19 protein-coding genes are annotated in these 19273 nt (G+C 58.9%); 9 read left to right on the forward strand and 10 right to left on the reverse strand.

The genetic code is table 11. The features are described 5' to 3' along the window. The first annotated feature begins 139 nt into the window (after nucleotides 1–139). The 3 genes from AFK63_RS08025 to tyrR all read left to right on the forward strand — a co-directional run bounded on the left by AFK63_RS08025 (nucleotide 140) and on the right by tyrR (nucleotide 4303). On the forward strand, nucleotides 140–1540 hold the full coding sequence (locus AFK63_RS08025; RefSeq protein WP_038862713.1) for a YcjX family GTP-binding protein: 1401 nt from the start codon (nucleotides 140–142) through the stop codon (nucleotides 1538–1540). Next, entirely contained in the window at nucleotides 1537–2592 is a 1056-nt protein-coding gene (locus AFK63_RS08030; RefSeq protein ID WP_038862717.1) for a YcjF family protein, read from the forward strand. Before AFK63_RS08025 ends, AFK63_RS08030 begins: the two co-directional genes overlap by 4 nt. Before the next feature lie 148 nt (nucleotides 2593–2740). After that, nucleotides 2741–4303 (forward strand): transcriptional regulator TyrR, encoded by a 1563-nt coding sequence (tyrR, locus tag AFK63_RS08035; RefSeq protein ID WP_038862718.1) that lies wholly within the window; start codon nucleotides 2741–2743, stop codon nucleotides 4301–4303. A 49-nt stretch (nucleotides 4304–4352) separates the two neighbouring features. Here tyrR and tpx read toward each other — a convergent pair whose 3' ends face one another. Beyond that, nucleotides 4353–4859: a thiol peroxidase gene (gene tpx, locus AFK63_RS08040; RefSeq protein WP_038862722.1), complete on the reverse strand. Its 507-nt coding sequence runs from the start codon at nucleotides 4857–4859 to the stop codon at nucleotides 4353–4355. Nucleotides 4860–4995: 136 nt separating this feature from the next. Here tpx and ycjG point away from each other — a divergent pair, with 136 nt between their 5' ends. After that, a complete protein-coding gene (gene ycjG / locus AFK63_RS08045) occupies nucleotides 4996–5994 on the forward strand; it encodes an L-Ala-D/L-Glu epimerase (RefSeq protein ID WP_038862724.1) in 999 nt (332 codons plus the stop codon). Here ycjG and mpaA read toward each other — a convergent pair. After that, nucleotides 5976–6689 carry a murein tripeptide amidase MpaA gene (gene mpaA / locus AFK63_RS08050; RefSeq protein ID WP_038862726.1) on the reverse strand — a complete coding sequence of 238 codons (714 nt, stop codon included), beginning with the start codon at nucleotides 6687–6689 and terminating at the stop codon, nucleotides 5976–5978. The genes ycjG and mpaA overlap by 19 nt on opposite strands. Nucleotides 6690–6937: 248 nt before the next feature. On the opposite strand from mpaA, the gene AFK63_RS08055 reads away from it, so the two are divergent. Then, nucleotides 6938–8554, forward strand: coding sequence for a peptide ABC transporter substrate-binding protein (locus tag AFK63_RS08055; RefSeq protein WP_038862728.1), 1617 nt, complete (start codon nucleotides 6938–6940; stop codon nucleotides 8552–8554). Between the two features lie 57 nt (nucleotides 8555–8611). Here the strand turns inward: AFK63_RS08055 and AFK63_RS08060 are convergent, their stop codons facing one another. The 3 genes from AFK63_RS08060 to AFK63_RS08070 all read right to left on the reverse strand — a co-directional run bounded on the left by AFK63_RS08060 (nucleotide 8612) and on the right by AFK63_RS08070 (nucleotide 12114). Next, a complete protein-coding gene (locus tag AFK63_RS08060) occupies nucleotides 8612–9052 on the reverse strand; it encodes a lysozyme inhibitor LprI family protein (RefSeq protein ID WP_038862808.1) in 441 nt (146 codons plus the stop codon). 119 nt (nucleotides 9053–9171) lie between these two features. Next, the gene (gene iraM / locus AFK63_RS20355; protein WP_171998306.1) at nucleotides 9172–9507 is read right to left on the reverse strand and encodes an anti-adapter protein IraM; all 336 of its coding nucleotides are present in this window, start codon (nucleotides 9505–9507) and stop codon (nucleotides 9172–9174) included. Between the two features lie 450 nt (nucleotides 9508–9957). Continuing rightward, nucleotides 9958–12114: a TonB-dependent siderophore receptor gene (locus AFK63_RS08070; protein ID WP_038862732.1), complete on the reverse strand. Its 2157-nt coding sequence runs from the start codon at nucleotides 12112–12114 to the stop codon at nucleotides 9958–9960. 180 nt (nucleotides 12115–12294) lie between these two features. On the opposite strand from AFK63_RS08070, the gene AFK63_RS08075 reads away from it, so the two are divergent. Beyond that, on the forward strand, nucleotides 12295–13845 hold the full coding sequence (locus tag AFK63_RS08075) for an alpha/beta hydrolase-fold protein (RefSeq protein WP_038862810.1): 1551 nt from the start codon (nucleotides 12295–12297) through the stop codon (nucleotides 13843–13845). Here the strand turns inward: AFK63_RS08075 and AFK63_RS08080 are convergent, their stop codons facing one another. Beyond that, a complete protein-coding gene (locus AFK63_RS08080; RefSeq protein ID WP_038862734.1) occupies nucleotides 13846–14427 on the reverse strand; it encodes a hypothetical protein in 582 nt (193 codons plus the stop codon). 241 nt (nucleotides 14428–14668) lie between these two features. Here AFK63_RS08080 and AFK63_RS08085 point away from each other — a divergent pair, with 241 nt between their 5' ends. Next, nucleotides 14669–14926 carry a hypothetical protein gene (locus tag AFK63_RS08085; RefSeq protein WP_038862736.1) on the forward strand — a complete coding sequence of 86 codons (258 nt, stop codon included), beginning with the start codon at nucleotides 14669–14671 and terminating at the stop codon, nucleotides 14924–14926. Nucleotides 14927–15058: 132 nt separating this feature from the next. On the opposite strand, the gene AFK63_RS08090 is transcribed toward AFK63_RS08085, so the two are convergent. From AFK63_RS08090 to AFK63_RS08105, 4 genes are all read right to left on the reverse strand, one after another. Further along, nucleotides 15059–15298, reverse strand: a complete 240-nt coding sequence (locus AFK63_RS08090) for a con-10 family general stress protein (RefSeq protein ID WP_038862737.1) — start codon at nucleotides 15296–15298, stop codon at nucleotides 15059–15061. 739 nt (nucleotides 15299–16037) lie between these two features. After that, nucleotides 16038–17789 (reverse strand): bifunctional diguanylate cyclase/phosphodiesterase, encoded by a 1752-nt coding sequence (locus AFK63_RS08095; protein WP_038862738.1) that lies wholly within the window; start codon nucleotides 17787–17789, stop codon nucleotides 16038–16040. Between the two features lie 208 nt (nucleotides 17790–17997). Continuing rightward, on the reverse strand, nucleotides 17998–18189 hold the full coding sequence (locus AFK63_RS08100; RefSeq protein ID WP_038862739.1) for a hypothetical protein: 192 nt from the start codon (nucleotides 18187–18189) through the stop codon (nucleotides 17998–18000). Nucleotides 18190–18262: 73 nt separating this feature from the next. Then, the gene (locus tag AFK63_RS08105) at nucleotides 18263–18586 is read right to left on the reverse strand and encodes a hypothetical protein (protein WP_038862740.1); all 324 of its coding nucleotides are present in this window, start codon (nucleotides 18584–18586) and stop codon (nucleotides 18263–18265) included. 202 nt (nucleotides 18587–18788) lie between these two features. On the opposite strand from AFK63_RS08105, the gene AFK63_RS20360 reads away from it, so the two are divergent. Further along, on the forward strand, nucleotides 18789–18962 hold the full coding sequence (locus AFK63_RS20360; protein WP_014728784.1) for a GhoT/OrtT family toxin: 174 nt from the start codon (nucleotides 18789–18791) through the stop codon (nucleotides 18960–18962). A gap of 80 nt (nucleotides 18963–19042) precedes the next feature. Further along, nucleotides 19043–19246, forward strand: coding sequence for a hypothetical protein (locus AFK63_RS08110; RefSeq protein ID WP_038862741.1), 204 nt, complete (start codon nucleotides 19043–19045; stop codon nucleotides 19244–19246). The last annotated feature ends 27 nt before the right edge of the window (nucleotides 19247–19273 follow it).

Consider the following 19273-nt stretch of genomic DNA (forward strand, 5'->3'; position numbering starts at 1 on the left):
TCAGAAAATATCTTACTGAAGGCCCGGCGCACTGTCCATGCGGCGCGTTTTTGTAAATCGGCGTCAGTGGCGCTTGAATCGCCGCGTTTAAGCCTTACCTGTTACTATCAGAGGAAATCAACGCATCGGGCGCAGGGATATGATTAAACAACTTCAGAGTGAAATGCAGGCGCTGATGAACCGCAGCGTCGACCGCCATCTGCGGCTGGCCGTCACGGGGCTTAGCCGCAGCGGGAAAACCGCGTTCATCACCGCGCTGGTCAATCAACTGTTGTCAGTCAACAGCGGCGCGCGCCTGCCGCTCTTTTCGCCGGTGCGCGAAGAGCGCCTGCTCGGCGTGCGTCGCGTGCCGCAGCAGGATATGGGCGTCGCGCGCTTTACCTATGATGAAGGGCTGGCGCAGCTTTACGGCACGCCGCCCGCCTGGCCGACGCCGACGCGGGGCGTCAGCGAAATCCGCCTCGCGCTGCGCTACCGGTCGCGCGAGTCGCTGCTGCGCCACTTTAAAGATACCTCCACGCTGTGGCTCGATATCGTTGACTACCCTGGCGAATGGCTGCTGGATTTACCGATGCTCGCGCAGGATTACCTGAGCTGGTCGCGCCAGATGACGGGGCTGCTGCAAGGCGACCGCGCCGTCTGGGCGCAGCGCTGGCGCAGCCTGTGTGAAGGGCTCGATCCGCTGGCGCCGGGCGATGAAAAACGCCTTGCTGAGATTGCCGGGGCCTGGACCGATTACCTGATGCAGTGCAAACGCGAAGGGTTGCATTTTATCCAGCCGGGGCGCTTTGTGTTGCCAGGCGATCTCGCGGGCGCGCCGGTGTTGCAGTTCTTTCCGTGGCCGGGCGTCGATGAGGCGGGCGAGACGAAACTCGCGCAGGCGGGCAAGCAGACGAACATCGGCATGTTGCGCGAGCGCTACAACTACTACTGCGAAAAAGTCGTCAAAGGCTTCTATCGCGAGCACTTTGTGCGCTTCGACCGTCAGATTGTGCTGGTGGACTGTCTCCAGCCGCTCAACAGCGGGCCGCAGGCGTTTAATGACATGCGCCTTGCGCTCACCCAACTGATGCAAAGCTTTCATTATGGGCAACGCACGCTGTTCCGGCGGCTCTTCTCGCCGGTTATCGATAAGCTGCTGTTCGCCGCCACCAAAGCGGATCACGTGACCCACGATCAGCACGCGAATCTGGTGTCGCTGCTCTCGCAACTGGTGCAGGAGGCGTGGCAGAACGCCGCGTTTGAAGGCGTAGATATGGACTGCATGGGCATTGCCTCAATCCAGGCGACCGAAAGCGGGATGGTGGAGAGCCACGGCGAAAGCGTCCCGGCGCTGCGCGGCCACCGCTTAAGCGACGGCGTGCCGCTGACGGTTTACCCTGGCGACGTGCCCCCACGGCTGCCCGGCAGCGCGTTCTGGCAGCAGCAGGGCTTTCAGTTTGAGGCGTTTCGCCCGCGCGAGATGGAGGTTGACCGGCCATTACCGCACATCCGCCTGGACGCGGTGCTGGAGTTTTTAACAGGAGACAAACTGCGATGAGCGAGATCAAACCGCGCCGCGACTTTGACGAGCCGCTGCGCCCGGAGGCAGGCCCGACGCTTCGCGCCACCCAGGCGTTTGACGAGGCGCAGGCGCAGAAATTTATCCCGGTGGCCGAAGAGGAACTCCTGGCGCCCGACGCGCCTGAGCGCGTGGTGGAAAACGCCCTGAAACCGCGCCGCAGCCTCTGGCGGCGCATGGTCACCGCTGGCCTTGGCATCTTTGGCATCAGCGTGGTGGCCCAGGGCGCGCAGTGGGCGGCGAATGCCTGGCGCACCCATGACTGGATTGCGCTCGGCGGCTGTGTCGCGGGCGGGCTCATCGTGGCGGCGGGCGTCGGCGCGCTCGCGAGTGAGTGGCGCAGGCTGCATCGGCTGCGCGAACGCGCCGTGGAGCGCGACGAGGCGCGTGAACTGCTGGCGAGCCACGGGAGCGGAAAAGGGCGTGCGTTTTGCGAGAAGCTGGCGCGCCAGGCGGGGCTTACGCAGGGGCATCCGGCGCTGGCGCGCTGGCATGCCGCAATCCATGAAACCCACAGCGATCGTGAAGTGGTGACGCTCTACGCGCAGATTGTCCAGCCGGTGCTCGATCTCCAGGCCCGCAGCGCCATCAGCCGCTCGGCGGCGGAATCGACGCTGATGATAGCGGTAAGCCCGCTGGCGCTGGTGGATATGGCGTTCATCGCCTGGCGCAACCTGCGGCTGGTGAACCGCATCGCGGCCATTTATGGCATTGAGCTTGGCTACTACAGCCGTATCCGTCTTTTTCGCCTGGTCCTGCTGAATATGGCGTTCGCGGGCGCGAGCGAGATGGTTCGTGAGGTCGGACTGGACTGGATGTCACAGGATCTTGCCGCCCGCGTATCGGCCCGCGTGGCGCAGGGGCTGGGCGCGGGGCTGCTTACCGCGCGTCTTGGCGTAAAGGCGATGGAGTTGTGCCGTCCGCTCCCCTGGACCGGAGACGACAAGCCGCGCCTTGGCGATTTCCGCCGACAACTGCTGAGCGAAGTGAAAACCACGCTGCAAAAGCAGAAACGCGAACGCGAAGAGTAACCGCAACGGCGTCATGCCTGCTCAGGTTTACAGCATGACGCCGCTTTTTACCGCACTCTGTCAATTTTTGTTGACAGACCACTCCCCCGGCTGCGGCAACTGAAGTATTATCTCGCCATTCATTAGCTCAATGCGTGAAGGTGCCGCCATGCGTCTTGAAGTGTTTTGTGAAGACCGCCTCGGTCTGACCCGTGAGTTGCTCGATCTTCTGGTGCTGCGCAGTATTGATTTGCGCGGTATTGAAATCGACCCCATCGGGCGAATCTATCTCAATTTTTCCACGCTGGAATTTAACGCCTTCAGCAGCCTGATGGCGGAAATCCGCCGCATTCCCGGCGTCACCGACGTGCGCACCGTGCCGTGGATGCCGTCCGAGCGCGAGCATCGTTCGCTGAGCGCGCTGCTTGAAGCGCTGCCGGAGCCGGTGTTCTCGGTGGATATGAAAAGCAAAATCGAGCTCGCCAACCCCGCCAGCTGCGCGCTGTTCGGGCAGAATGAAGCGCGCCTGCGTAACCATAACGCCGCCAGTCTTATCAGCGGGTTTAACTTCCAGCGCTGGCTTGAGAGCAGCCCGGCGGAGTCGCATACCGAACACGTGGTGATTAACGGCCAGGATTTCCTGCTCGAAATTACGCCGGTGCATCTTGACGAGGAGAGCGGCGCCAGCATGCTCACCGGAGCGGTCGTGATGCTGCGCTCTACTGTGCGGATGGGACGCCAGCTGCAGAATCTTACCAGCCAGGATCTGCACGCCTTCAGCCATATCATCGCCGTCAGTCCGCGCATGAAACAGGTCGTGGATCAGGCCCGTAAGCTTGCGATGCTGAACGCGCCGCTGCTTATCACCGGCGATACCGGCACCGGGAAAGATCTGCTGGCCCACGCCTGCCATCTGGCAAGCCCGCGCGCCGACAAGCCCTATCTGGCGCTGAACTGCGCGTCGATTCCGGAGGATGTGGTGGAAAGCGAGCTGTTCGGCCATGCGCCGGGCGCTTACGCCAACGCGCATGAAGGCAAAAAAGGGTTCTTTGAGCAGGCCAACGGCGGCTCGGTGCTGCTGGATGAAATTGGCGAGATGTCGCCGCGAATGCAGGCCAAATTGCTGCGTTTCCTGAACGACGGCACCTTCCGTCGCGTCGGCGAGGAGCATGAAGTGCACGTCGATGTGCGCGTCATCTGCGCGACGCAGAAAAACCTTGTCGAGCTGGTGCAAAAGGGCGCGTTTCGTGAAGATCTCTACTATCGCCTCAACGTACTGACGCTGAATCTGCCGCCGCTGCGCGACCGTCCGCAGGACATCATGCCGCTCACCGAAATGTTTGTCGCCCGCTTCGCCGATGAGCAGGGTGTGCCGCGCCCGAAGCTCGCCAGCGACCTGGGCGGCGTATTAACCCGCTACGGCTGGCCGGGCAACGTGCGCCAGCTGAAAAACGCGATTTACCGCGCGCTGACCCAGCTCGACGGCTATGAACTGCGCCCGCAGGATATCCTGCTGCCGGATTTCGACGCCGCGGCGCTGCCGGTGGGGGAAGAGGCAATGGAAGGATCGCTGGACGATATCACCCGTCGCTTCGAACGCTCGGTGCTGACGCAGCTGTATCGCAGCTATCCGAGCACCCGTAAGCTTGCCAAACGGCTGGGTGTCTCGCACACCGCTATCGCCAATAAGCTGCGTGAATATGGCTTAAGCCAGCGCAAAGGCGAAGAGTAACGCCAATAAAAAAGCCTCCGCATGCGGAGGCTTTTTTTATGCGCGGCGCTTACGCTTTCAGCGCGTTAAGCGCGGCGTCATAGTTCGGCTCATGGGTGATTTCATTCACCAGCTCGCTGAACACGACTTCATCATTCTCGTTCACTACCAGCACCGCGCGGGCGGTCAGGCCTTTCAGCGCGCCTTCGTCGATGCCAACGCCGTAATCGCTGGCGAACTGCGCGTTACGCAGGGTGGAGAGCGTAATGACATTGCTCAGGCCTTCCGCGCCGCAGAAGCGGGACTGCGCGAACGGCAGGTCAGCGGAGATACACAGCACGACGGTGTTTTCCATACCGGTCGCCAGCTGGTTGAACTTACGCACGGACGCGGCGCAGACGCCGGTATCGATGCTTGGGAAAATGTTCAGTACTTTACGCTTACCGGCAAACTGGCTCAGTGAGACGTCAGACAGATCTTTTGCCACCAGGCTGAACGGTGCCGCTTTGCTGCCCGCCTGCGGGATCTGACCGACCACGGAAACCGGATTGCCCTGGAAATAGACGATTTGTGACATAGTTATCTTCCTGTTTACATATAGTTAACGTCGCCGCTAGTGTATGTGATCACAGGGGCGATGAATATAAAAAACTGTCCCGGCAGGCTAACTTTCCAGTCGCTATACTGAGGCAAAGCCCGTTGCGAGGAAAATAATGAGAAGCGTAAAAGTGTATCAGGAAGCCTGGCCGCTCCATTCGCCGTTTGTGATTGCCCGCGGCAGCCGCAGTGAAGCGGTGGTGGTCGTGGTGGAGCTGGAAGAAGAGGGCGTGCGCGCCGTGGGCGAATGCACGCCATACCCGCGCTATGGCGAGAGCGTCGCCTCGGTGATGGCGCAGATCATGACGGTCGTCCCGCAGCTCGAAACCGGGCTTGATCGCGCCGCGCTGCAGCGGCTGCTGCCCGCTGGCGCCGCCCGCAACGCCATTGACTGCGCGCTCTGGGATCTTGAAGCCCGCCGCGCAGGCGAGACGCTGGACGCGCATTTGCAGGTGACGCTGCCCGGCCAGCACACCACCGCGCAAACGGTCATTATCGGCGCGCCGGAGCAGATGGCGGTGAACGCCGCGTTGCTCTGGGAAAAGGGCGCGCGGCTTTTGAAAATCAAACTCGACGATACTTTTATTACTGAGCGGATGGTCGCCATTCGTGAAGCGGTGCCGGAGGCGACGCTGATTGTCGATGCTAACGAGTCCTGGCACGCGGAAGGGCTGGCGGCGCGTTGTCAGCTGCTGGCGGATCTCGGCGTCCAGATGCTGGAGCAGCCTCTGCCCGCCTCGGATGACCGCGCGCTCGAAAACTTTATCCACCCGCTGCCCATTTGCGCCGATGAGAGCTGCCACGCGCGCGGCAGTCTCAAAACTCTCGCCGGCCGTTACGAGATGATTAACATCAAGCTTGATAAAACCGGCGGGCTGACCGAGGCGCTGGCGCTGGCGCGTCAGGCGGCGGATGACGGGTTCGGGGTCATGCTGGGCTGTATGCTCTGCACCTCGCGCGCCATCAGCGCCGCGCTGCCGCTCATCCCGCAGGCGCGTTTTACCGATCTCGACGGCCCCACCTGGCTTGCGGTGGATGTCGAGCCCGCCTTACGTTTCACGCCCGGCCAGCTTTATCTCCACCCCGACGCGGCGCCTCAGGTTTCATCATCGTAATGCAATAGCGCGGTCATCGCCGCCAGATAGCGTTCGGTGGCGTCGTCGGCGGAGATGGCCGGAAACTCGGCGGTGATGCAGGCAAGCCCGATATCCGCGCACCAGCTGCCGAACGAGCCGGGCGTTTCATAGCCGACGCTGGTGACGTGCGGCAGCCCGAAAGCCCCGGCGAGCCACTGACCAAGCCGCGTCTGCTGCGGATCTTCAATACAGCCGAGCGGATCGTGAAACGACACCACCCACGCAGGCTTCAGCTGGTGAATTAACTGACACAACGCGGCGGTTTCCGGCTCTGAGCCCGGTTTTTCGCCGGTGGAAAGCGTGACATCGCGCGTCTCGGCAGCGCTGTTCCAGCGATAAACCGTATCGCCCGGCTGCCAGTTCGCGGCCGGGAAATTGCGGTTGAGATCGACGCCGCGCGCATTGGCGCGCAGGCCGAGCTGACAGCCATCCGGGTTAACCGCCAGCACCACATGATGCCGTCGGTGCGTAGGCGCAAGCGTGCGCAGCGCGCAGGAGAGCGTCACCAGCGCCGCGTTCTCATCGCCGTGCGTGCCGGCGATAATCAGCCCCGGCGCGCGCTGCGCCTCCGGGGCCGGAAACCAGAGCAGCGGCGCGCCTAGCGCCGATTCGCCATAACGCCTGGCGTCGTCAGATAAAGCGCCGCGTTGCGCGCGGGGTCTAAGCGTGGTCATAACCGGGCCGCCATTGAAGGAAGATAAAAGGAGTGTTGTCGACAACGGACTGAAATTCAACAGCCTGACGGCAAAAGGCGCGTGGCCTGTTATTCGCGCAGGCAGGCAGTAACACGTTGATCTGACGCAGGGTTAGCCCGCAAAATCCGGGACAGTGGTTTGCAATTTATATTCATCCAACAAATAATTCCCCGACAGCGCGCCCGGAAAGAGCGGTTCGGCGCCAGACTAAAGAGAACGAGGACCTCATGAAAATTCCTGTAAGCATCACCTTAAGCGCATTATGGGTCGCAACCGCGCTGACCGGCGCGTTTGCGGCCGACGTGCCGCCCGGTACGGCGCTCGCCGAACACCAGACGCTGGTACGCCATCTGAAAGATGAACCTGCCTCGCTGGATCCGGCGAAAGCGGTAGGGTTGCCGGAAATTCAGGTGCTGCGCGATCTCTTCGAAGGCCTGGTGAATCAGAACAGCAAGGGCGAACTGGTGCCGGGCGTCGCCACCGAATGGCAGACACACGATAACCGCATCTGGACGTTTAAGCTTCGCGACAATGCCCGCTGGTCTGACGGCACGCCGGTGACGGCGCAGGATTTTGTCTACAGCTGGCAGCGTATGGTGGATCCGAAAACCACCTCGCCGTTCGCCTGGTTCTTCGCGCTGGCCGGCATGGCGCACGCGCAGGACATTATCGACGGCAAGCAGCCGCCCGCGACGCTTGGCGTCAGCGCCGTGGACGCGCGCACGCTGAAGGTCACGCTTGATAAACCGCTGCCCTGGTTCCCGAGCCTCGCGGCCAACGTGGCGCTCTATCCGGTGCAGAAAGCGAACGTTGCGCAGGGCGGGGACTGGACTCGCCCCGGCAAGCTGGTGGGCAACGGCGCATTCGTGCTCAAAGACCGCGTGGTGAACGAAAAGCTGGTGCTGTCGCCGAACAGCCACTACTGGGATAACGCGAAAACGGTGCTGACGCAGGTCACCTTTTTACCGGTCAATCAGGAATCTGCAGCGACCAAACGCTATCTGGCGAATGATATCGACATCACCGAATCCTTCCCGAAAAACCTCTATCAGAAGCTGAAAAAAGAGATCCCAGACCAGGTCTTTACGCCGCCGCAGCTCGGCACCTATTACTACGCCTTTAACACCCGCAAAGGGCCTACGGCAGACGCCCGCGTTCGTCTTGCGCTCAGCATGACCATCGACCGCCGCGTCATGGCGGAAAAAGTGCTCGGCACCGGGGAAAAACCGGCCTGGCGCTTTACGCCGGATGTGACCGCAGGCTTTACGCCCGTGCCGTCAGAGTGGGAACAGATGAGCCAGCAGGAGCTGAACGCGCAGGCGAAAACGCTGTTACAGGCGGCCGGGTACGGCCCGTCGCGCCCGCTGAACCTGACGCTGCTCTATAACACGTCGGAAAACCATCAGAAGATTGCCATCGCGGTGGCCTCGATGTGGAAAAAAAATCTTGGCGTGGAGGTGAAGCTCAAAAATCAGGAGTGGAAAACGTATATCGACAGCCGCAACACCGGCAATTTCGATGTGATCCGCGCCTCGTGGGTGGGCGACTATAACGAGCCGTCGACGTTTCTTTCACTGCTAAGCTCGACCCACAGCGGCAATATTTCGCGCTTTAACAATGCGGATTACGACAAAGTGCTGCAACAGGCCGCGCAGGAGACCTCCGTGAAAGCGCGTAACGACGACTACAACAGCGCCGAGCGAATCATCGCCACGCAGGCGCCCATCGCGCCGATTTATCAGTACACCAATGGCCGGTTAATTAAGCCGTGGCTGAAAGGGTATCCAATTGATAACCCTGAAGATGTCGCTTACAGCCGCACCATGTATATTCTCAAATATTAACGCGTTCTTGATGAAAACCGGCGCCCGCATTGCGCGGGGCCGGAATAAGCCTCCGAATTACTTTTCAGGTTCAGGCTGGATCAGCGCCAGTTCCTCTGTGCGACGCGCGTTCATATTGATAACGCAGCTTAACGCGTGAGCGGCAAGCCAGGGCGTGCCCGCCGCAGACGCGCTCGCCGCCGTGCAGAAGGCATCCCGCGCGGCGGTCCACTGCTGCTGGCTTACCTGTAACGCCTCGACCATCTGCGTGCGTCTCGCCTCGTCGCCCTGCGGCCAGCGGGTGTAATCGAAATTCTGCAACGCCGTAATTTTAGCGCTGAACGCTTGCCTGAGCTGATTATCCGAGGCCAGGCCGGCGGCTTCGAGACAGTCGGCGCTATGTTCACCCGCCTGTTTAAGACAGGCGTCCGTCGCCGCGCTGCGGGTGATGTCGTCCGCCTGCGCACAGAGCGGGCTTAATGCCAGCGCCAGCAGCACGGTTTTCAGCAGAGTTTTCACGGGCGTGAATTCCTTATCGGAAGAGAAGAGTGACGCGATGATGACGTCACCGGGCGGCGTGTCGATGCAGGATTTTCCCATGCCTGCCGGGAAAATGCCATGCGAAACGCCTGAGGGCTTCAATGCAGTTGAAACGGGCAAGTGTGCAGTTTGCATTTACTGCGATAAATGCATTTTGTAACGCTTCGCTGATGGTTGCCGGCACAGTGGGTATTACTCTTAACGATGGTTTGCCAGAATCGCGCGTTATAAAGGGTGGTGCGGTACAACGTAAGCTGAACGGGTTTATTATTGACGGCAATGGCCTCACCGTTGATTGATAATTTATCCCCTGGCGACAAATAATAAGTGGCTTTATACCATAAAATAAGTTTAATTGAATGTTGCGAAGAAATTAATGAAAATACAGAATTAGTATCGGTGCTTACGACTGAATCAACAACCCGCCAGGTCATCCTACCCTCCATTATGGTTTTATCGACTACAACGGCGTGTGCATCCCTTCACTGATGCGTACCAGGTAATTGTAGCGGCAGAATGGTAAAGTTCTTGCCGGAAATATCCACTTATGGAAGCAACGGTAAAGAAAGTTTATTTTTGCTTATGAGTTGTTACGCGTTCTGAAGCGTTTTTCGTTACGCCATGAACTATATAGTCCCCATTACTGTGTTCTGCAATAATCACATGCCAGTTATTAAGTAAAAACTTAATCCAAAAGGAGAACGATTTTTCTTAAATAGTGAAGTGAAACGGTATTGCCGCAACAATCCGCAAGACTGAATAAAAACTGATCATTATGAGCGGGCGGGGGATGCTAAAGAAAATTTAACTTAAGTATTGATATTAAGTGCATAAAAAAACACCGACCCGGCGAACCGGGCCGGTGTTATGCATAAAAAACCGTTTTACCAGGCGTAGCTGACGGTGGCGGTGACTGTCCGGCCCACGCCATAGAAGCACGCGGTATCCGACGCGCAGGCGGAGACATATTTCTTATCCGCGAGGTTGTTGACGTTCATTTGCAGCGCGGCGCCTTTCAACTGGCCATTGAGTTCGCCGAGGTCGTAGCGGAGCATGGCGTCATAAAGATCGACCGACGGTACTTTGAAAGTGTTTTTCGCATCGCCATAGCTGGTACCAATGTAACGCACGCCCGCGCCGGCGGTGAGCCCTCTTAACGCGCCGCCGGGCAGCGTATAGCTGGCGAAGGCTGAGGCCATATGCGCCGGAATACGCGCAGGGGTTTTGCCTTCGGTGCCCGCCACGGTAGTACTGACGTTTTCGGCATCGGTATAGGTATAGGAAGCGATCAGGTTCAGGTGCTGTGCAAGCGTGGCGTGCAGTTCGGTTTCGACGCCTTTTGACTCCACTTCGCCTGCATTTTCGAAATAGCCCTGCGTGCTGTTGTACGTCGCCACGTTGGTCTGTTTCAAATCGTACAGCGCAAGCGACATCAGCACGCTGTCGGTCGGCTGATATTTCAGGCCCACTTCCGTCTGCTTGCCCTCCATCGGTTTAAATGGCGCGGTGCCGGCAGCGCGGTTGGTTTGCAGATTCGGCTCAAACGAGGTGCTGTAACTGAGGTAAGGCGACAGGCCGAAGTCAAAGGCGTAGAGCAGGCCGGTGCGCCAGGTGAATTTATTGTCGTTCTGCTGCGTCGAGGTGTTGTCCAGCAGATCGGCGGTGCGCACCTCTGAAACGTCATAGCGGCCCGAAAGCAACAGTTCCCATCGGTTCCAGCTCAGTTGATCCTGGAGATAGAGGCCCATCTGATCGAGATCCTGCTGTTCGTTAGTGGTCGGCGTCAACGCGCTGTCGCTGATGTCGAGGCCATAGACAGGGCGGGTCCAGTCCAGGTTGTAGCGGGCGCCGCTGTCGCGCGCGAGGCGCTGGTGGTCGCGGCTCTGCTTATAGTCGAACCCGGTCAACAGCGTATGGCTGATATCGGCGGTATCAAACCGGGCTTCCAGCTGGTTATCCAGACCGAACTCTTTTGTGTCGCGCTGTTCATGCTGCGGACGGCGCTGTAACACGGTCGAACTGGCGGCGCTGTTCACATAGACCAGATAGCGATACTCCTGGGTAATATGACTGTAGCGGGCATTCTGGCGCAGGGTGACGGCGTCGTTAAGCTGATGCTCCAGCTCGTAACCCACGGAGGTTTGCTCGCGGCGCGAGGTGTCGTAATCCGGATCGCTGACGTTGAAATCGCGCGCAATGGTGCGCCCGTCAGGCGTTGGTTTTGCGGTACCGTAAGCGGGCAGGAAATTGCGATAGCCCGCATCGGGATCTTTCTGGTAGCTCGTCAGCAGCGTGAAGCGCGTCTGATCGTTAGCGTACCAGGTGAGGGCGGGCGCGATTGCCACGCGGGACTCTTTATAATCTTCCACCTCGTTGCGCTGTGCGCGGCCCAGGCCGTTGAGGCGCCACAGCACACGGCCGTCGTCATCCAGCGCGCCGCCCACGTCAAACGCGCCCTCCGCCAGCCGGTGATTGCCGGTGCGCAGTTGCACCTGTTGCGCCGCCTCGCGGGATGGCCGCTTGCTTGTCATGCTGATAAGCCCGCCGGGGTTGACCTGACCGAACAGCACCGATGCCGGGCCGCGCACCAGTTCAACCCGTTCCAGCAGCCACGGGTCGACCACGCCGGTTTGTGATCCCGCGGTCGCGCCGAAGCTCAGACCATCCAGAAATTTCGGTACATAGCTGAAGCCGCGCACAAACACTTCATCGTTGCGGTTGGATCCGCCGCGATATTCGGTAAACGCGCCGGCGCTGTAGCGCAACGCCTGCGACACCGAGGTGACATCCAGCGCCGTCATCTGATCGCGCGTCACCACCGAGACCGACTGCGGCGTGCGAATAAGATCCGCGCTGGTTTTGGTGGCGGAGAGGGTTTTCGTGGCGACCATGCCTTTCAGCGGGGCGTGCGGATCTTCCGCCACGCCGTTCGTCACCACCATTGTCTCTTCACCGGGCGTGGCCGCCTGCGCGCCGCTACTGCCGACGGCAGCGAGACTGAGGATGCCGGGGATTATTATCTTATTATTTTTTAAGACCATTTCTGTCGTTTTCCTTGTCTTCATCATTAACCTGCGCGGCGGCGCAACGGCGAACCGCGCGTAAATCACACGACTGCAAACGGCTCGATGATATTGAAAATCATTACCATTTGCATTAAGTTGTTAACAAATTTTAAGGAGAGTCGAGTGAAGCGGATTGCGATAGTGATTGGCCTGCTGATGGGCGTCAGCACACTGCCGGGCGAGGCGGCTTCATGCCTGAAGGGAACGGCGAGCGGGGAACTGAGCGGCACGTTTGACCGCCGCGGGCGCGTTTGTATTACCCAGCCGGTGATGAAGGAAAACTATGTCGCCGCGACGCTTTCCGGCGCACAGCGCGCACAACTCACGGACGCGCGCCAGCAGAACCTGCGCGCCCTGGTCGCGCGCGGCCCGGCGGATGGCGCGCATTCGCTGCTGTTTGCGCTGCCGGCGCAGCAGGCATCGACGCTTATTCTTGAGGGCGAGGCGGGGACGCCGTGGTCGCTGCGCTGGCAGGCGCATGAGACCGTGCCGCTCGATCGCGAACAGCCGCTCGCACCGGTCAGTCCGACGCTCCAACAGCTGGCGCGCCACCTCGCGGCAGGCGGCGACACCGCGGCGTTCTGGCGCCAGATCGCCGCGCGCGGCACGCCGCTGGTGGAGCCGGTCGACAATGACCACCGGCGCGTCACGTTTTTATGGCGCGGCGCGCGCCGTAACGTGTTTATTCTCGGCTCCCCTGGCGGCGATCACGATCCGCTGTTCCGGCTTGGTCAGTCAGACGTCTGGTTTCGCAGCTATGTGGTGCCTGCTGACACGCTGATGCAGTATAAGCTTGCGCCGGACGTGCCGAAGACCAATGGCGGGGCGCGCGAACAACGCCGCGCTATTCTCGCAACCGCTCAGGCGGATCCGCTTAACCCGCGGCAGTTTCTCCCAGGCCAGGATGACCGCTGGAACCGCGCGTCGCTGCTGGCGCTCGGCGGCGGGCGTCAGTGTGGCGTACCGGCGGATCTCAACGGCGTGCGGCACGGCACGCTGACACGCCATACGTTTGACAGCGCGCGGCTCGGCAACCGGCGTGATATCCAGCTCTATCGACCGGCAAAGGCGGCGCGCTGGACGCTGATGGTCTTTGACGGCAATACGTATCAGGAGGACTACCGGCTGGCGTCGGTGGTCGACCGCCTGATTGCCGACCACCGCCTGCCGCCGGTGAATGTGGTATTTATCGACAGCCTTGACTTCGCGCGGCGCAGCCACGAGCTGCCGCCCAACCGCGATTTCGCCGACATGATGGCGCTGGAGCTGCTTCCCTGGCTGCGGGCGCGCGGTATTGAACCTCAAGGGCGGCGCACTATCGTCACCGGCTCCAGCTACGGCGGGCTGGCGGCGTCGTGGGTGGCGCTGCGCCATCCGGCAGCATTCGGTAATGTGCTGAGCCTGTCAGGATCGTACTGGTGGGCGCCGAAAGGGCAGCCCGCGAGCTGGCTGACGCGCGAATATCAACGTGCGCCGCGTCTGCCGGTGCGTTTCTGGCTACAGGCAGGGAGGTTTGAAACGCAGGGGCCGGATGGCGGTATTTACCGCAATACCGTGGAATTTGCGCAGACGCTGAAAGAGAAGGGCTACGCGGTGAGTTTTCATCCGTGGTCGAGCGGACATGACTATGCCGCGTGGTGCGAAGCGATGATGCAGGGCGTGTTGGATCTCACTCAGGCTCGCCGCGTACACGGCGAGTCAGAGTAATTACAGCGCGCTCAGCTGCTGGTAAAGCGGACCCGCGTTTTTATCGAGCTGCGGAAACAGGCTTTGTGACAAGAGATCAGACACGGCGTGGTTTGAGGCCAGCGCGATGAACGCCTCTGGCTGGCTGACGCTGTAACTGAAACTTGAAAAGGTGGTGGCCGCTTTGATTTCGACATCCGCCAGTTGAGGCGCGTTGCCGCCGTCGATGCGCCAGACATACAGCAGCTCGACATCCCGAATGCTCACTTCGCTCATTACGCGGGCGACATCATCGCGGTGGGCGGCGCGCCAGCGCGCCGTGGTATTCTGCGCGACCAGCTGATTGCTGTGGACGCGAAATTGATCGGTCAGCCCGGCAAGCTCGGATGCCGGCAGTTTGCAGGCGTAGAGCACGACATCGCGCCCGCCGGCGTCTTCAAAGGTGCGCCATGCGCCGTTCACGCAGTCGGTGCGCGCCTCAAAGGTTTCGCCGATGGAGTGCTCCCCGGCGCTGAGCGCTTTAACCTGGTCGATGCTGTCCGCATCGCACCCCTGCAACAAAAAAACTGCCCCGACCAGTGCCAGAATGCCAGACCGTTTCATCTCACTCTCCCTTTTCCTGCAAGCGCGATAACACGCACTCTCGCTTCCAGGTGTGATGGTTGGCGGGTGTGGCGTGAAGATACGCCAGCCGCAGCGACTGCTTTCATGCAAATCTGTTATCGGCCGCGTTTCGCATCGCTTTAATTTTATTACTAAAGTGGGGATATCTCGCCGCGCCACTTATCCAGGCATGGCGAGCGTGGGCTACACTTGAAGTCAATGCGTCACCTGGGGAGCCGATATGCCTTCAATTCAGCTACATCTGAAAGACCGCCCGGAAGTGGATTTTACCGCCACCTATAGCGTCAGTGAACCGGATACTGTCACCGGGGAGACGATAAAAACGTTTGAGATAGATAAAGCGCAGCAGATAAATGAATTTTCCACGCTGGCTGGAGGGGAGATTATCTGTTTTGTTCTGCCAAGCGGCGAGGCACAGGACGTCATGTTAACCGACGAGACGGAGAGTGCCTGGATATTCAGCAGCCACACGGTGTAATACCCGGCGGCAAACACAAAAAAAGGAGAACGAGGGGCGTTCTCCTTTTTATTTATTAGCCGGGATTATTGTCAGGGAAATACCTGATGGTGATTACGCGCCCCGTCAGAGCGGAGCGCTTATCGCGCGCAATCAGGAGCGACCGCCGCCGTGGCTGTTTTCCCCGCCTTTGCGCCCCGCTTCGGAGGCGCGCTCACGGTCATTTTTAAAATTCCCCCCGCTCTGCTGGCCGCCTTTCTGACCAGCCTCAGAAGCGCGTTGCGGGTCATTTTTAAAATTACCGCTGCTGTGCTGACCGCCTTTCTGGCCTGCTTCGGAAGCGCGTTGACGATCTTCTGCGAAATTACCTGAACCACCACGATGCTGAGTCATAATATCTCCTCATGTTGTTGGTCTTACTTAATTCAGCAATGCATCACTGCTGTCGAAAAGGTATTAATAACTGTAGGTAAGGTATTTAACAGGCGCAAGTTAAATGCGCAGAAAAATAAAAATCTTCCAGGAAGATACTGTTTTACGGCTGTATTTTGCAGGGTGTTTCAGGGTTGTTTTTTAATTTCCGCGCTTCGTTTGTTAATTATGGAATATTCAGGCGCAACGGGTGTGGGGATATTAAACTATTTATAAAAGCTGCAAAGGTAATTCATATTTTGCAGGCGCTTGTTATATTTTGTCGCATTTCCTGGCGCCTGCGGCAATCCGGCAGTTTGCCTGACAAGGAGCGCGCGACGTAGCGTGTGGAATGACGAGAGCAAGCAAACGTAACGCGAGAAGTGCGGGCAGGACAGGCGGTGCGGCGATGCGACGTAAAAAAATGGCTCCTCCCTGAACCAATGGTCTCCCTGGTGATGGCAAAGATAACCTTAGTGAAGGGCTAAGGTATGAGATAAGCGTAGTCGGGAAATATCCGTTTACAACACCCTTTTTTAATTCTGTGATTATTCAGCATCATGTTGGGATGGAATGCCGGGGAGGGTATATTAATACACATATTAGACGGTAGCAGTGGTTAATAATAAACCGCAGAAACCAGGTGGTTATTTGCCGGTGCGCTGGGTTCAGGCATGGATATATTTCCGGCGCTTCAGATTTTATGCGCCGGAAATATAATCTATATCCACTGCGCGATATAGTCAGGCTCCACGGGGCGCGAGAAGTAATAGCCCTGCGCTTCATCGCAGCCGAACTCCAGCAGCAGGCGCGCGGTTTCGGCATCTTCCACGCCTTCGGCCAGTACGACGTAGTCAAGTTCTTTCAACATCTGGATAACGTTGCGCACGATAATCTGGCTGGCGCGATCCTCGGCAATACGGCTGGTCAGTGAGCGGTCAAGCTTAATGATATCAATAGGAATGCGGCGCAAATAGTTGATATTGCTGTAACCGGCGCCGAAATCATCCAGCAGGATCTTAAAACCGCGCAGCTTGAGCATCTCCATCTCGCTGAGCGCCGTTTCGCTCTCCAGCGCTTTTTCGGTCTCAAGACATTCAATACGAATATCGTTCGGCGACAGCCCTGCGCGCAGCACGCGCGCTTCCAGCGCATCGGCAAAGCCGCTGCGTGAGAGGTCGCTGACGCTGATATTGACCGACACCGGCAGGACGATGCCCTGACGATGCCACTTTTGCAGCTGTGACAGCGCTGCGCCAATGACCCACTGGGTAATTTCATCCATCAGCGTCGTGTTTTGCGCCAGCGGGATAAACACGCCCGGCGGAATGTCGCCGCGCGTAGGGTGACGCCAGCGCAGCAGCGCTTCGACGCCTACCGCTTTACTGGTGCTGAGTTTGATTTTCGGCTGGTACATCAGATACAGCCCGCGATTTTTCGCGATGCTTTCGCTGAGGTCATGCAGCAACTGGAAATCGACATTACGTTTTTCATCGCGCTCGGGGTCGAACACCATATGGCGTTTGTTAAGCCAGATAGCCTCGTGCAGCGCGCTAATGGCGCGCCGTAGCGCCTCGTTAGGCGTGGTTTTCTCCGGCTGCCAGCCCACCTCGCCCGCAAAAATATTCAGCCGGATGTTGATCCCCTGCAACATCCGCGCGTTTACCAGCGGCAGCGTCGCGGCGTTGCGGCGAATGGCTTTTTGATTGCGTGTTTTTAACAGCAGGGCGTAGCGGCCAGTCGCCACGTTATAAAGCACGGTGTCGGTTTTCAGCCGCAGTTTCATGCGCAGCAGAGGGCCAAGATCGTTAAGCAACGTTTCCAGCGCCGGCATGCCGAGCGAGCGCGCCAGTTCATAGGCGGTGGGCATGTCGATGCAGTCGAAAATCATCAGAGAGTAGCGTTCGGTGCTGCCGCTCGCGCTGAGTCGCTCCATATCGGCCAGGAGTTTCTGGCGGTTGGGCAGGCGCGTCACTGGATCCAGAAAGCCGACGGCGTTTAACGTCTCAAGCCAGGCGCCAGTCAGCCCGGCGATAAGCGTCAGCGTCTGCGCGCGCTCATCGTCAAACGGGCGCGGCGAGGTATCTGTCAGGCCGATGGTGCCGGTGAGGCTGCCATCGCGCGTGCGCAGCGGGGCGCAGGCGTAAAACCGCACCTGCGGCGCGCCAGCGGCGAGCGGATGCGCCCGCGCGCGTTCATCAAGCGTGGTGTCGCTGCACCAGACCGGCTGACCAGGCGCGCAAAGCGGCTGCGTTAATACCGCAGCGTCGACCTGTAACGGCTCAGGGTGTGCGAGGTGTACCGGAAGGCCCCCTTTATCCACCACGGCAATAAAGCAGCCGGACACGCCGAGCGCCAGGCTGGCGAGCCTGGCGAATTGCAGCAGTACCGGGTCCTGATGCCCGTGATCTCCCCGGAGCATGTCCAGGGCGGCCATGCGTCTGGCGTCTTTTCTGTCGATGTGGCTAAACATAGGGTGCTACCTTCAAGCACGGCTTCTTTTCAGGCGCAGGCGCCTCAGGGCTTTTAGAGTCAACGCAGGCGTTGGGCTATCTGATTCATCGGCAAGGTGACAGAGAGCTTTAACAATAAGCGTTTTTTTATTCTGTTAAGGCCGGGCGCAGGAGAAAGCGGAGCGCGTGCTTATCCAGGCGCCCCGTATTGTCACCACACAGGTTTTCTCAGAAGTAACGGCGCGCCGGCCATTTCATACATGCAAAACACCACCAGGCGACAATGTTCAGGCCTGGCATGGTCAGCAGTAGCGCCATTGACCAGCCGAAACCTGCCCGCCGGGCGATTTTGTAAGAAGGGATAAAAATCAGCAGCCAGAGCGTAAAGGCCAGCGCAAGCGTAGGTATTCCAGGTAGCATCAACGTTCCCCCGTCCATTTTCAGAGGGTTATCGGCAGGCGAGGGGAAAGGTTGAGAATTTTCTTAAAACGGGTCAGCGAATGGCAAGCACCGTGAGCGGCGCGCGCAGCATAGTGAATATCTGAAACTGGCTGGCGTCCGAGACGTCGCGCAGCACATCACCGTTGCGATAAATCAGGCTTTTGATATGCCCGAGCTGGCGCCAGACCACAATGGCGGAGGCGATGAGCGAACAGTTCTGCTCCGTCTGGATACACTCCAGCGTGGCATACTGGGTTTCATCCAGCTGATTAATAAACACTTGTAACGCATCCGCAGGAATGATGGCTTTGATGTCATCCAACATAACGTCGCTGACAGCGTGGGAAAGACGTAACGTGACGCGCGTGGTTCTCATTGCGTTGTAACGGCCTCAGTTTGTCACTTTTTCGATATGCCGACGTTAACACATTGCGCGCGGATTTGATTCATCCGCGTAAACGGTAAGGATTCAGTAAGGCAGATCAAATTTTGCTGTGCGGCAGGGAGAATTGATACTTGATCTGCGTCATAAAAAATCGCATATTGCGACCGCACTCTCAGTATGGACACCCGCATTCATGACGCTTTACCAACATATGCTCGTTTTCTACGCCGTCATGGCGGCGATCGCGGCGCTGATCACTTTCTTCATCGCTAAAGACAAAACCAGTATTAAGCTTTTGAGCGCGACGCTGGTTGGCGCAACATGGCCGATGAGTTTCCCCGTCGCGCTGCTGGTGGCGCTGTTTTAAACCGCAACCAACACGCTTTGGCTTGAAATTCCTGCGCAATGTACCACCATAAAGGCCAGTTGAATGACCGGAGCGTAGCGATGCTGCCTGAAAACTATTCCTCCCGCAGCGATGCGGAAAAACGCCTGCTGGCGGTCAACGCCGCGCTGGAAGTTATTAAAGCCTCCGTGGCCGCGCCGAACGGCTATGAAGGGCGTGACAAACTCGCCAAAGATATCGAATATACCCGCCACCATCTGGCTGAACTGGCAGACGCCATTCAGGCTGCGCTGGAAAACCGTTAACGACAGCGTAACGTGGCGCTGGCAAAG

It is taken from the genome of Cronobacter muytjensii ATCC 51329 (assembly GCF_001277195.1).
Lineage (GTDB): Bacteria > Pseudomonadota > Gammaproteobacteria > Enterobacterales > Enterobacteriaceae > Cronobacter > Cronobacter muytjensii.